10 protein-coding genes are annotated in these 14,219 nt (G+C 54.3%); 3 read left to right on the top strand and 7 right to left on the bottom strand.

Features of this window, described 5'->3' with window-relative positions; genetic code table 11:
• Positions 1–82: 82 nt before the first annotated feature.
• From CGL_RS09635 to CGL_RS09625, 3 genes are read right to left on the bottom strand one after another with little or no spacing between them, the layout of a single operon-like run.
• Positions 83–2,149 (bottom strand): fructose-specific PTS transporter subunit EIIC, encoded by a 2,067-nt coding sequence (locus CGL_RS09635; RefSeq protein ID WP_011014766.1) that lies wholly within the window; start codon positions 2,147–2,149, stop codon positions 83–85.
• Complete coding sequence (locus CGL_RS09630) at positions 2,146–3,138, bottom strand: 1-phosphofructokinase (RefSeq protein WP_011014765.1); 993 nt, start codon at positions 3,136–3,138, stop codon at positions 2,146–2,148. The genes CGL_RS09635 and CGL_RS09630 overlap by 4 nt, the downstream gene beginning before the upstream one ends.
• Positions 3,135–3,929: a DeoR/GlpR family DNA-binding transcription regulator gene (locus CGL_RS09625; protein ID WP_011014764.1), complete on the bottom strand. Its 795-nt coding sequence runs from the start codon at positions 3,927–3,929 to the stop codon at positions 3,135–3,137. The genes CGL_RS09630 and CGL_RS09625 overlap by 4 nt, the downstream gene beginning before the upstream one ends.
• Before the next feature lie 415 nt (positions 3,930–4,344).
• Between CGL_RS09625 and ptsP the strand changes: the two genes are divergently transcribed.
• The gene (ptsP, locus tag CGL_RS09620; RefSeq protein ID WP_374057885.1) at positions 4,345–6,042 is read left to right on the top strand and encodes a phosphoenolpyruvate--protein phosphotransferase; all 1,698 of its coding nucleotides are present in this window, start codon (positions 4,345–4,347) and stop codon (positions 6,040–6,042) included.
• A gap of 61 nt (positions 6,043–6,103) precedes the next feature.
• On the opposite strand, the gene CGL_RS09615 is transcribed toward ptsP, so the two are convergent.
• The 3 genes from CGL_RS09615 to lexA all read right to left on the bottom strand — a co-directional run bounded on the left by CGL_RS09615 (position 6,104) and on the right by lexA (position 8,908).
• A complete protein-coding gene (locus CGL_RS09615; RefSeq protein WP_011014762.1) occupies positions 6,104–7,066 on the bottom strand; it encodes a 1-phosphofructokinase family hexose kinase in 963 nt (320 codons plus the stop codon).
• Entirely contained in the window at positions 7,063–7,842 is a 780-nt protein-coding gene (locus CGL_RS09610) for a DeoR/GlpR family DNA-binding transcription regulator (RefSeq protein WP_011014761.1), read from the bottom strand. Before CGL_RS09610 ends, CGL_RS09615 begins: the two co-directional genes overlap by 4 nt.
• A 304-nt stretch (positions 7,843–8,146) precedes the next feature.
• Positions 8,147–8,908 carry a transcriptional repressor LexA gene (gene lexA, locus CGL_RS09605; protein ID WP_003857389.1) on the bottom strand — a complete coding sequence of 254 codons (762 nt, stop codon included), beginning with the start codon at positions 8,906–8,908 and terminating at the stop codon, positions 8,147–8,149.
• 339 nt (positions 8,909–9,247) lie between these two features.
• On the opposite strand from lexA, the gene CGL_RS15685 reads away from it, so the two are divergent.
• Positions 9,248–9,670, top strand: a complete 423-nt coding sequence (locus CGL_RS15685; protein ID WP_011265842.1) for a hypothetical protein — start codon at positions 9,248–9,250, stop codon at positions 9,668–9,670.
• A 106-nt stretch (positions 9,671–9,776) separates the two neighbouring features.
• Positions 9,777–10,229, top strand: a complete 453-nt coding sequence (nrdR, locus tag CGL_RS09595) for a transcriptional regulator NrdR (protein WP_003857385.1) — start codon at positions 9,777–9,779, stop codon at positions 10,227–10,229.
• Between the two features lie 41 nt (positions 10,230–10,270).
• Here nrdR and hrpA read toward each other — a convergent pair whose 3' ends face one another.
• Entirely contained in the window at positions 10,271–14,179 is a 3,909-nt protein-coding gene (hrpA, locus tag CGL_RS09590; RefSeq protein WP_011014759.1) for an ATP-dependent RNA helicase HrpA, read from the bottom strand.
• Positions 14,180–14,219 lie beyond the last annotated feature (40 nt).

Here is a 14,219-nt window from a genome sequence, read left to right as displayed (position 1 = left end):
TTAGTCTAGTGAGACATTGTTCGTTTTGCCACGTTACCGGAAGCAAAAACAATGTCCGACCAGACATCGGGTCAAGGTCCGATTATGCGTTTACAGCTGCTTGTTGTGCTTCTTGCTTCGCGACTTCTGCAGCGACGGCCTTGTTTGGCCAGAACTGCTTCAGTGCGATGACAACGATGGTGGACACGATGGTGCCTGCTGCAAGTGCGATGAGCCAGCCCCACCATGGTTCGATTGCCCAGACCACGAAGATACCGCCGTGTGGAGCCCGAGAGCCGACGCCCAGTGCCATGGAGATTGCACCAGTGGTTGCACCGCCAGCCATCATTGCTGGGATCACACGGAATGGGTCAGCTGCGGCGAATGGGATGGCACCTTCGGAGACGAATGCCAGGCCAAGCAGCCAGGAAGACTTGCCGTTTTCTTGCTCTGCTGGGGTGAACAGCTTCTTGCGCAGCAGGGTAGCAATGGACAACGCGATTGGTGGGACCATGCCAGCTGCCATGATCGCGGCCATGATTTCCATGGAAGCTTGGTCGCCGGTAGACAGGCCTGCGGTACCAAAGAGGTAGGCTGCCTTGTTTACTGGTCCGCCGAGGTCGAAACACATCATGAGGCCCAAGATGATACCCAGCAAGATGGCGGAGCTTCCGGACATTGACGATAGCCAGTCCTGCAAACCAGTCATGATGGATGCGAGTGGGCGACCCAGCAGGAGGTACATGACGAGACCAACAACCACTGAGGTAAGTAGCGGGATGATGACCACAGGCATCAGTGACTGCACCACGCGTGGCACCTTCCAGGAGCCAATCCACAGGGCAATGAGACCAGCCAAGATACCGGTAACCAGACCACCAATGAAGCCAGCGCCGATGGTGACGGAGATGGCGCCACCGACGAAGCCCGGCGCGATGCCTGGGCGTCCAGCAAGTGCGTATGCGGTGTAGCCAGACAGGGCTGCCACGATGAAGCCCATGGCTGCTTGGCCGGTGGCGAACAGGACTGCGCCGAAGTACAACAGGAAGCCTGAACGCTCGAAGGTCATGGCCACGCCGTCAACATCGACGGTGTTGCCTGGCAGGTTGGTCAGAGAGAACTGGGTGGCGATTGCTTGCCAGCCGTTCGCCATGTCGTATCCACCGAATGCGAAGCCGAGAGCCAACAGGAGGCCGCCGGCAGCTACGAATGGAACCATGTAGGACACGCCGGTCATGACTGCCTGCTGGATGCGCTTGCCCCAGCCGAGCTTCTCGCCGGTGGTTTCAGCAGATGCCGCGACACCGGAACCGGAAACCTTGCGGGCGTTTGGGTTCTTGGAGGCTGCGATGGCCTCGTCGATCATCTTGGCTGGCTCATTGATCGCGCGCTTGACGCCGGATTCAATGACTGGCTTGCCAGCGAAACGCTCGCGGTCTTTAACTCCCACGTCGGTGGCGAAGATGACGGCGTCGGCAGCTTCGATGATCTTCGGATCGACTGGGGTGACAGCGGAAGAGCCCTGAGTCTCCACAACGAGTTCCACATCATCGCGGCCTTCCGCGTTTTGCGTCAGGGAATCCGCAGCCATGTAGGTGTGTGCGATACCGGTTGGGCATGCGGTGATTGCCACGATACGAGTAACGCTTGTCGACGCCGCCCCACTCTCAGCAACCGCCGCCGCAGCCGGAGCTGCAGCTGGCTCGGTGGTTTTTGGTGCTGGGTTGAGCACGGCATCGACAACGTCGACGATTTCCTGCTCGGTGGTGGCTTCCTGCAGAGCCTTGATGAAATCCTTCTTCACCAAGGAGCGAGCAAGCTTGGACAGGATCTTCAGGTGCTCTTTGCCGCCGCCAGCAGGTGCTGCAATGAGGAACACCAAGTTGGCATCGCCATCAGGTCCGCTGAAGTCCACACCCTTGCTCAGGCGAGCAAAGCCCAAGGTAGGGACAGATACGGCTTCGGAACGGCAGTGGGGGATAGCAACTTGACCAGGAACGCCGGTGCCGGACTTTGCTTCACGATCCAGCGCGTCTTTGGCAAGGGCGTCGGCGGAGGAAGCTCGGCCAGCGTCGAAAATAACAGTGGCAAGGTTGTTGATGACATCCGTGGTGGAGTCGCCGAAATCGACATCCAGCCGGACAAGCGAGGAATTATTTACGCTATTCATGCTGATTCTTTCAATCCTTTGACTTGGGTGACCGTTGCACCAGCTGTGGCGAGTTGGTCAGGACGAGGAATGGTAGTGCCAGGAAGAGACGCCGCAGTCGAGCCGTAAGACACGGCATTCAGCAGAGATTCCTCCAGTGTTTTCTTCTGGGAACGTGCCATAACAAAACCTGCAAGAGCACAGTCTCCAGCTCCAACGGTGGATACAACATCAATCTTTGGAGAAGTAGCAGTCCACGCACCTTCTGCGTTGACCAACACCGCTCCTGCGGCACCCAAGGTGACAAGCACCTGTTCGATGCCACGGTTAACCAGTACGTCCGCAGCTGCGATGATGGCGTCGTAATCGCCTTGCGCAGCACGCGCCTCCAGCTCTTCACCATCAGTGTTAGCCAGCTGGCCCAGTTCCAGACCATTTGGCTTAATCAGGTTCGGAGCAGCGCCAGGTGTATCCAAGCTCTCGCCCAACGCCATCAGTGGCTTGTCTGAGGTATCGACAGCCACGCGAACGTCAGGGCGTGCTGAATGGATCAACGCGGTGAGACGCGCGTACCAGTCAACTGGTGCCCCTGGTGGCAGCGAGCCCGCCAGGACAACCCAGGTGACTTCGGGGCGGAGCGCGTCGATAAGCACCTTTTCCAAGCTACGGAGCTTCTGCTCGCTGAGCGGCGCGCCGGGGCCGTTGAGCTTGGTGGTGGTGCCGTCCGGTTCGGTGACTGTGGTGTTGGTGCGGACGTTCTTGTTGATCACAACAGTTTCCACGGGCAAGCCGATGTCGCGGACCAGTGGGACGAAGGGGTCGAGCTTGCCGGCTGGGAACACAGCCAAGGTTTCAAAGCCCGCAAGCAAGACAGCGTGGGCGACATTGATGCCTTTACCACCTGCGACAGCGGTGACGGAATCAAGTCGTTGGACGGATCCACGGGAGAGCTCTTCGCCGAGCGACAGCGTGGAATCAATACTCGGGTTTGGGGTGAATGTGATGATCATGGGGTTACCACCTGAAAGTTGTGGTCGGGCAAAACTGGAAAATCTAGCGTGTGGTCATCGGTAACAAGGGCATCAAAATCAGCCAAGGTGGAAAAAGGGTGCTTCAAAAGTTGAAGTTCTTGATCTTGGGGAGATCTCGGGCTGAGAACAGCAACTGTGAAAGCCGCGTTTTTGATCATGGCTTGCTTGATGGGAATCGTCTCCGGGAAAAACGTGCACAGACTTGTATCGGATTGAATCGCATCAACCTCCACGAAGGCGATATCAGCGCGCAACTGCGAAATCATGTCTACTGCCGTGGACCCAATGATTGAAGAACAATTACCGTGAACCTGCCCGTGCAGCACCACCGTGGAGGTGGCATCTGTCGCGGACAAGGCAATCACAGCGCCGGGGGAACTTGTAACAACAGTCCACCTGGCATCTTCTGGAGGATCCCCCAACACCGTGGCAATCGCCGTGCACGCTAAACCTGAATCCAGGAAAATGCTGCGTGCTAGAGGTGTGATGAGGGAAACTGCAGTTTCTGCAAGTTCTAAAACACGGGGTTCCGGTGGCATTCCTTTACCCAAGGCAGGTTTCAGCCGAGGGGGAGACGTACCCATGGGCTCTGGGCTAATGGCGCCACCGTGAACTCGTTGCAACAAACCCAGTGACTCCATGATCCGAAGATCACGTCGCACTGTTTCGGTTGTCACATGGAAATGCTCGGCTAAATCTCCTACAGACACCGCACCAGTTGGTGCCAGTAAAGAAGCAATTGCATGCTGTCTTTCCGTTTGGCTGACCATGCTTAACCTCGCTGATGTTGGAGTTGGTGTTGACGTGGAAGAAATTTTGTTCAAGCGGGAAACTGGTTTTTGACCAGTGTTGTTTTGGTTCCGATTGTGGAAGAACCGTATGAAGTTATTAAAAGTGCTGGTTAAAGCGGAAAATCTAAAATAAATCGAGCGGAAAACACATGATGTGGCCTCAGTCACTATGATGGAGAAGGTGTTAAATCTCCTTCAAATGCATTGATAAGCTGGTGGAATATCAACTTGTGACGATGGTCTCAACGTATGAAATATGGTGATCGCTTAACAACACGCTATGTTGATATGTGTTTGTTTGTCAATATCCAAATGTTTGAATAGTTGCACAACTGTTGGTTTTGTGGTGATCTTGAGGAAATTAACTCAATGATTGTGAGGATGGGTGGCTACTGTGGCTGATGTGAATCAAGACACTGTACTGAAGGGCACCGGCGTTGTCGGTGGAGTCCGTTATGCAAGCGCGGTGTGGATTACCCCACGCCCCGAACTACCCCAAGCAGGCGAAGTCGTCGCCGAAGAAAACCGTGAAGCAGAGCAGGAGCGTTTCGACGCCGCTGCAGCCACAGTCTCTTCTCGTTTGCTTGAGCGCTCCGAAGCTGCTGAAGGACCAGCAGCTGAGGTGCTTAAAGCTACTGCTGGCATGGTCAATGACCGTGGCTGGCGTAAGGCTGTCATCAAGGGTGTCAAGGGTGGTCACCCTGCGGAATACGCCGTGGTTGCAGCAACAACCAAGTTCATCTCCATGTTCGAAGCCGCAGGCGGCCTGATCGCGGAGCGCACCACAGACTTGCGCGACATCCGCGACCGCGTCATCGCAGAACTTCGTGGCGATGAAGAGCCAGGTCTGCCAGCTGTTTCCGGACAGGTCATTCTCTTTGCAGATGACCTCTCCCCAGCAGACACCGCGGCACTAGACACAGATCTCTTTGTGGGACTTGTCACTGAGCTGGGTGGCCCAACGAGCCACACCGCGATCATCGCACGCCAGCTCAACGTGCCTTGCATCGTCGCATCCGGCGCCGGCATCAAGGACATCAAGTCCGGCGAAAAGGTGCTTATCGACGGCAGCCTCGGCACCATTGACCGCAACGCGGACGAAGCTGAAGCAACCAAGCTCGTCTCCGAGTCCCTCGAGCGCGCTGCTCGCATCGCCGAGTGGAAGGGTCCTGCACAAACCAAGGACGGCTACCGCGTTCAGCTGTTGGCCAACGTCCAAGACGGCAACTCTGCACAGCAGGCTGCACAGACCGAAGCAGAAGGCATCGGCCTGTTCCGCACCGAACTGTGCTTCCTTTCCGCCACCGAAGAGCCAAGCGTTGATGAGCAGGCTGCGGTCTACTCAAAGGTGCTTGAAGCATTCCCAGAGTCCAAGGTCGTTGTCCGCTCCCTCGACGCAGGTTCTGACAAGCCAGTTCCATTCGCATCGATGGCTGATGAGATGAACCCAGCACTGGGTGTTCGTGGCCTGCGTATCGCACGTGGACAGGTTGATCTGCTGACTCGCCAGCTCGACGCAATTGCGAAGGCCAGCGAAGAACTCGGCCGTGGCGACGACGCCCCAACCTGGGTTATGGCTCCAATGGTGGCTACCGCTTATGAAGCAAAGTGGTTTGCTGACATGTGCCGTGAGCGTGGCCTAATCGCCGGCGCCATGATCGAAGTTCCAGCAGCATCCCTGATGGCAGACAAGATCATGCCTCACCTGGACTTTGTTTCCATCGGTACCAACGACCTGACCCAGTACACCATGGCAGCGGACCGCATGTCTCCTGAGCTTGCCTACCTGACCGATCCTTGGCAGCCAGCAGTCCTGCGCCTGATCAAGCACACCTGTGACGAAGGTGCTCGCTTTAACACCCCGGTCGGTGTTTGTGGTGAAGCAGCAGCAGACCCACTGTTGGCAACTGTCCTCACCGGTCTTGGCGTGAACTCCCTGTCCGCAGCATCCACTGCTCTCGCAGCAGTCGGTGCAAAGCTGTCAGAGGTCACCCTGGAAACCTGTAAGAAGGCAGCAGAAGCAGCACTTGACGCTGAAGGTGCAACTGAAGCACGCGATGCTGTACGCGCAGTGATCGACGCAGCAGTCTAAACCACTGTTGAGCTAAAAAGCCTCAAATTCCTGTGTGGGAATTTGAGGCTTTTTGCGTGGTCTAAAGCGATTTGATGACCACGTGCTCCGCCCGAAGCTTATCGGGTGTGGGAATGTAGTTGTCCCACTCACTGCCTTCAGCGTTGGCGTAAGCAACCGCGTTGATCACGCTGTCCTCAGTGGATTTTCCATCATTGGATGCTGCCAAGAATCCTGCAGTAAAAGATTCCCGCCAATTCACGCCCTGCTTACCAGGGGTGCTGTCGTAGCTGGCTAACAGTGATTCAGACTCGGAAACATACAAAGATTCCGTCCGCTTGTTGGTAACCAACACCTCGGTGACACCGCTATCAATTAAAGCGCGCGCTGCCGCCACAGTCGGGGAGAGATCTCCCTCTACCCATGGACCTCTCAAGGTTTTGGGTTCTAATCCAGTGGCAATTTCGATTTCTTCCGCAGCCACAATCAGCGCATCCGGGGACGTAGCTGCAAGCTGTCGAATAACCGCACGCAACGCAGCACCAGTTGCTGCGATAGCTACCTTCACATGAGGGTGGTACAAGCGAAGTGATCTCACCACATCCACAAACCACGCAGCAGGCGCGATAGACGGCAAATTGCCACCCAACAACACCCACGCGGCATCTTCGGCTCGACGCACCACTAGATCACGAAGAATTGCCAACTGGGACACATCCAAAGGCATGGGGGAGTCTTTGAACTTAGTCTCATTGCCCTCTGCATCACGCATGGTCAAATGCATGGGGATGGGACCTGCCACCGGAATAATTTCATGAGGCAACCCAGCAAACGTCACCAGGCGCATGTAATGAGAGATTTCTGGAGCGGGAAAAACTGCAAAAGTTTCATTGCCGCCATAAAACAAGGTGGCAGCCACACCGGTGCCAAAACCACCGGCAACAGTGGAAACCTGCCGGATTTTGTTTGCTTCGCCAATTTCGATGGTGCCGTCAAGCTCATTGGTGCTCAACAGATACGGACTTGCAGTGACTGTAAGAATCATTCTGCAATCACAACTTCTACATCGCGTTCTCGCAACTGCTCAACGAAACTTGCTGGTGCACCCGCATCGGTGACCACCACATCGATATCGCTGATTGCGCCAAAGCTCACGAGGTAGTCGGTGCCCATCTTGGTGGAGTCACACAACACCACCACCTTGTGGGCGTTGGTGATCATCGCAGATTTCATGGCAGCCTCTTGGGAATCGGCCGTAGACAATCCGTGATCCAACGTCAACGCGTTGGTGCCGATGAACACTACATCCGCACGCATCAGCGCGAGAGTACGAAGCGCAGTGTCACCCACAACAGCCTGGGTGATCGCGCGAACGCTTCCTCCAAGCAGCTGGACATCATCAAGCCCGGCGTTGGCCAGATTAAGTGCGATGGGGAGGCAGTTGGTCACGATCGACCACTGCTTGGAGCTAGGATGCTCAGAAATGAGATCGGCCAAAGCAGTAACAGTAGTTCCCGCATCGAGGAACAGTCCGCCATGCTCAGCGGGCAGGAACTGCATCGCTGCCTTGGCAATGGAGTACTTTGCTGACGATGCAGACCTGAAACGAGTATCCAAGCTCAACTCTGTGGTTTGGAAAGATTGGGTGGCTACTGCGCCACCGTGAACGCGGTGAACAATTCCCTCGCGGTCTAGCACCGCAAGGTCTCGTCGAATCGTCTCTGCAGTGACATCGAATCGGCCCGCTAATTCTGTGACATTTACACGTCCCTCAACTGCCGTTAATGAGGCAATCTGTCGACGGCGCTCCTCTGCGTACATGTCACTCCTTAAAGCAAAAAGCCAATTTACTAAATATGTCCGAATTTCTTACCCATTGTCTCACTGTCCAACGCCCAAAAGCCTCATTTGGTTGCCGGCGGAGGGGTGAAATCGGGAGTCAATCAAAAAAACCGGGCAGCGTTTTTCTATTGTCCGGCCCAGAATTTTCGAAAACCCACAGGTAAACTCACTTTCTAGATCAGCAAAAACTTATTTGCCCGATTACCCCCGAATGTGGCTATATAAAGCAAAACCCGCCACGATATGTGAGAACACATACTGTGGCGGGAACCTGAAAAGCGACTTAAAGCTTGCGCATCACGGAAACAACCTTGCCCATGATTTCTGCATTCTCAGCAGGAATTGGGGCAAACGTATCGTTGTGTGGCAGGAGCCAGATGCCAGATGAATCCTTGTGGAATTCCTTCACGGTGGCTTCACCGTCAATCATTGCCGCGACGAACTCGCCCTGCTCAGCGACCGGCTGGGAACGAACAACAACCCAGTCGCCGGTGAGGATGCCAGCATCCCTCATGGACTCGCCAACAACCTGGAGCATGAACAAGTCACCGTCTCCGACGATTTCTGCGGGGAGTGGGTAGTACTCTTCGATGTTCTGCTCAGCGGTGATCGGGCTACCAGCGGCAATTTTGCCCACCACTGGGACAAATGAGGTCTGGCCAGCTAACTCAGGATCATGGACCCCGGCCTGAGGGGCCTTGCTCTTTGCCTGTGTAGCAGCCTTGGAGGAACGGCTTTCAGTTTCTGGAAGGTGGCGAACATCCACCGCGCGAGGCTTATTAGGGTCCCTGCGCAGGAAGCCCTTCTTCTCTAGCTCTTTAAGCTGGTAAGCAACGGAAGAAGTGGATTGAAGTCCTGCAGCATCACCAATTTCCCTAATGCTTGGTGGATAACCCCTCAAAACCACAGCATCTCGGATAACCTCTAAAATCCTGCGCTGCCTATCTGACAAACTTGCTGGATCTGGTTTTCCGTTGGGCAAGGTCTTAACTGTGCGGCTACCGCGACTGCCTCGTGCACCTGCTGGCTTCTTTTCGATTGCCATCTTCCGTTCCCTTCCTCTCATTGTTTGCCCGTTAAAGCACTAAAAACTCTGTTCGCTTCCATGTTCACTCTTGATGAGGGTTCATCCAGTGTGAACTTCTGAAGCTGAATGCTGAGCTATTCGAACCTCTGTCAGTATTTCTAGTTTCCAACCATACAGGTTTTCCTGCGGAAATGGTACGAGTGTTCGAGATTTTTAAATCTTCTCTAGACAACGTTCGAACGGGGTGCTATAAATCGAACATAGAAACTTAGTCGAACATGTGAACGGTATTGGTGTTCGAACGTGTCGTGGCTAAAAGTTAAGATGTGGGCAAACAATTGAGGCGGGAGTTTTGAAATGACTGTTTATGCGGGTAAAGAGCTAGATTCACGTAAGCTGCGTCAAGGTGTGGTCGTACCTTCCGCTGCTGTCTGGATGGGGGAAGGCGCCGGTCTTAAATCAGCTAATAAGAGGCATGTTCGAACGATTGACTGTTCGAATGGAGATCGTTTTCATCAGCCATCAAGTCTTCGCATTCTTCCACACGGTGAAAGAAATTATCGAACATCACAGCAACAGGTGCGTGAACAAGACCCAGAAAACACCACAGGTGGCAATAGTGACGCGCGTTCGATTAAAGAATCCCTCAAACAATGGGCGGGCGGAGGACTGTTTGGGCTGGTTATTTTCGCCGGAATTTTGCTCTCCCAATCAGGGGAAGAAGAAGTGAGCCAGAACTACTACGAAACCCAGATGGTGGGTGTCAGTCTCGGGCGCTAATCGGGAATAGATCAATGCTGGCATAAACTAAAGGCACAACAGCCGATTCACTTATTTTTAGGCGAATGCTTGAAGTCGAAGTAAGTGAGGGGGAGAGGATCCGTTAGTGTACTGCCCATTTTGCCAACATGATCATTCAAAAGTCATTGACTCCCGCGTCATTGACGCCGGAAGCGCCATTCGCAGGCGCCGCGAGTGCAGCAAATGCGAAGGCCGTTTCACCACCATCGAAAAAGCTGTTCTCCTCGTTGTTAAAAGAAACGGCGTCACTGAACCGTTCAGTCGAGAAAAAGTAGTCACCGGTGTCCGTCGTGCATGCCAAGGCCGCGACGTATCAGATGACGCGTTGAAACGCCTAGCTCAGCAAGTGGAAGAAACAGTCCGCAGCAACGGAAGCTCTCAAGTACGCGCTAACGATATTGGTTTAGCCATTCTCGATCCACTGAGAGAACTCGACGAGGTAGCGTACCTACGCTTTGCCTCTGTGTATAAGTCTTTTGACAGTGCTGACGACTTTGAAAAAGAAATCCGCCTCATGCGCAGACGCGGAAGGGACTAGCAGACACAAAGTCTTAACTAGTCCCTCATCTCAAGCAGTGCTTATCGAAGCTTGGCAATAGCCTTCTGGATTCTCTGCGCCGATACAGGTCGGGGAGTGCCTAACCGCTGTGCAAAGAGGCTGATCCTTAGTTCCTGAATCTGCCAGGCAATATCCTTGGCTTCCTTGGTGTTGGCTCGCGCAGCGGGTAGCTTACTGAGCTGTTTCTCCAGCTGCTCTTCAACGAAGTTCACTTCATCTTGACGGTCGGCGTCACGATCCGGATTTTGGTTCATCTCTTCTAGGCGAATCGTCAACGCCTGCAGATACCTCGGAAGGTGCCTCAACCTACTGATGCCGTGAATGCTGATGGCCTGCTTTGGCAAGAGGAAATCCAACTGGGCGGTCATATCGTCAATGGCAGGTCCAGACCAGGACTCCAGCTCTGACACAACGGATGCATAGTGAACCAATGCTGGGGCTAGCTCAACGACAGTTCGACGAACAACTCCTGGTGTTTCCGGCTTCACCTTGGCTAGAAGAACGTCGAACTCTTCCGGTGAACGCACAGCTCCGCCGTGTTCAAACATCAAATCGCGAATTGCGGCGATACGGGCATCAGAAACCAGTCCTTCGGCACCGCCGTGGGGATAGTTGTCCACTGCGACTCGTTGTTGCAAGGGTAGTCCCTTGACCATTTGCTTTGTGGATACTTCAATCTCACGCATCAACAGTGTCAATGTTGCGGTGATCATCGAGGCATCAGCAGCAGCCTTGGTGGGCATGACCTTGACGGATACGCCAGTCGGGGTGACAACCAAGGCGGGGTACGCGGTGACGGACTGTCCATCGACAGTGGTCTCGATTTCTTCATCGATGGTGCCCAAGGTATCTGTGGTCCACTGCGTAGTTTCATCTTGTTCGGATGCCTTAGCAACGCTAGAAACAGATGCCCTGATTTGGTTCGCGCGGCGTTTCTTTAGTGCTTCGAGGTCACGGTCGCGGTCGATGATCTTGCCACGACGATCTACTGCTGCATAGGAAATGCGCAGGTGATCGGGGAGTTTGGCAGGATCGAAATCAGAGGCGTTGATTCCTTGGCCGCCCAGGGTATGGAGTGCATCGGCAAGTTGGGTGGTCAGTGGTGTCATGTAGGGACGCAGTAACGGCAAGACCCGCTCGGCGAAATCCGGGGCAGGGACAACGGTGCGTCGTAAAGCCTTAGGCATGGTGCGGATTAACTCGGTCACCAAATCAAGCCTTAAGCCTGGAACTAGCCAATCGAAGCCTTCGGTATCAAGTCCACCCAGCACTGGAATGGGGATGAGGACTGTGACGCCGTCATCGCGGTGGCCGGGTTCGAAGTGGTAGCTGAGATCGAAGATCAGGCTGCCTTTAATCCACTTGTCGGGGAAGGCTTCTTCGTTAACGCCGTCAGCGTCTTCGTTGATCAGACTATCTGGGTCGAAATCGAGAAGATCTGGTGTGACGCGTGATGTTTTCTTCCACCAGGAATCGAAATTGCGGGTGGTGGTGGCGTTGCTTGGAAGCTTGGCATCGTAGAAATCAAACAGGGTGTCTTCATCTACGACGATGTCGCGGCGACGCGCCTTGGCTTCAAGTTCTCCGATTGCCTCCAATTTGGCCACGTTGTCGTGGTAGAAGCGGTGGTGAGTGGACCAATCGCCTTCGATGAGGGCATGGCGGATGAACATATCGCGCGCAGCCACGGGATCAACCGTGTGGTAGGGAACTACCTTGTCGGCAACAATTGTCACACCGTAGAGCGTTGATTTGCGGTGCACCATGGCAGCGCCACGCTTTGAGGACCAATACGGTTCAGAGTATTGGTGCTTGAGCAATGGGCCGGCTGCTTTTTCCACCCACTCTGGTTCAATCTTGGCTACATCGCGAGCCCACAAACGTGAGGTTTCTACCAATTGGCCAGCCATGATGAACTGTGGCGGCTTCTTGGTTAGCGCAGAACCAGGAAAGACCAAGAATTTGGTACCTCTGGCTCCAGTGAATTCTTTGCTCTCACCATCACGGGAACCGATTTGCGAGAGCAGACCGGTGAGCAAGGATTGGTGAATGATGTCAGGGCTGGCGGTGCCTGCAACCTGCTCCTTCTTTGCCCAACCAAGTTGCTGGCCAATCTGCTCTAATTGGCGCACCAAATCCCACCACTCGCGGATACGCATGTAGTGGAGGAATTCTTTTTTCATCTGCTTGCGGAAGGAATTGCCGCTGCTTTGATTGCGCTGATCGGCGATGTACTCCCACAGTTTCAAAAAGCCTAAGAAATCTGAGGTGGTGTCCTTGAACCTAGCGTGGGCTTGATCAGCTTGGGCTTGGAATTCCAGGGGGCGTTCGCGAACATCTTGAATCGTCAGAGCGGACACAATGACCATGACAGAATGCAGGCAGCCTAGAGTGTTGGCTTCTACGAGCATGCGGGCCATGCGGGGATCGACTGGGATGTTGGCTAAGTCTTTACCGATCTGGGTGAGCTGCGGTGAACCATCGGCTTGGGTGTCGTCGGTGAGTGCGCCCAACTCGTGGAGCAGCAAAATACCATCCCTGATGGAGCGTTGCTCTGGGGCTTGGACGAAGGGGAAATCATTAATATCGCCAAGACGCAGCGACGCCATGCGCAAAATAACGCTCGCCAAGTTGGTGCGCAGAATTTCCGGATCGGTGAACTCTGGGCGAGAGTTGAAATCATCTTCGGAATACAAACGAATCGCAATACCGTCTGCGACACGACCACAACGACCAGAACGCTGGTTTGCGCTGGCCTGGGAAATGTTCTCAATCGGAAGGCGCTGCACCTTGGTGCGCACTGAATAACGAGAGATACGCGCCGTACCGGTATCAACCACGTAGTGAATGCCCGGAACCGTCAGGGATGTCTCTGCGATATTGGTGGAAAGCACAATGCGTCGACCAGAGTGCGGGCTAAATACACGGTGCTGCTCCTGGTTGGACAGGCGGCCAAACAGGGGAGTGACTTCCACACCTTTCCAGCGTCGGGCCTCGATTGCCTCCATGGCATCGCGGATATCACGCTCACCGGCAAAGAAGCAGAGGATATCGCCGTCGCCTTCAGCCATGAGCTCTTCCAAAGCAGAACACAAGCCGTCAAGGGGATCGGTATCGATAATTTTATCGCCGTCTAATACCTCAAGTGGGCGATAACGGATCTCTACCGGGAAGGTGCGGCCGGAGACCTCGATAATTGGTGCTGGTTTTCCAGAAGCATCAGCAAAGTGCTCCGCGAAACGCTCAGGGTCAATCGTTGCGGAGGTAATAATGACTTTAAGATCAGGGCGCTTAGGCAACAACTGGCGCAAATAACCCAGAATGAAGTCAATGTTGAGGGAACGTTCATGCGCCTCATCGATGATGATGGTGTCATACGCATTGAGGAAACGATCCCGCTGCATTTCAGCAAGCAAAATACCATCCGTCATCAACTTCACGGATGTATGCGAGGAAACTCGATCATCAAAACGAATCGCATAACCCACCGATTCGCCGATGTCTTGCCCCAATTCATCGGCGATGCGCTCGGCGACGGTCCTAGCTGCTAATCGACGTGGCTGTGTGTGGCCAATGAGCCCACGCCGGCCACGGCCTAGGTCCAAACAAATCTTAGGAATCTGAGTCGTCTTACCCGAACCAGTCTCACCGGCGATAATAACCACCTGATTATCACGGATAGCCTCGGCGATATCATCGCGCCGGGAACTCACCGGAAGGTTTTCTGGGTAGGTGATAGACGGAATTAACTGGCTCTTTTCGTCGATAAGCAAGCGTGCCTTATCGATATCAGCCTTAATCGCACCAAGCGCCTTGGGCGCGCGGGCTTTGGACAGTCGGCGCCTAAACGTGCGCTCGTCGGAGAGGGATACGCCCTCTAAAAGTTCATACAGGGAAGCCTTTGATGGGGCAGTTTCAGAAGTAGTCATGACTAGGGGCTAATTCTACTTGTCTTTGCCGAAAGTCCAA

Origin of the sequence: Corynebacterium glutamicum ATCC 13032 (assembly GCF_000011325.1) — a bacterium.
In the GTDB taxonomy this organism is placed as follows: Bacteria; Actinomycetota; Actinomycetes; order Mycobacteriales; family Mycobacteriaceae; genus Corynebacterium; species Corynebacterium glutamicum.
The sequence above is the reverse complement of the archived record's forward strand: the minus strand, read 5'-3'. Positions and strand labels throughout refer to the sequence as shown.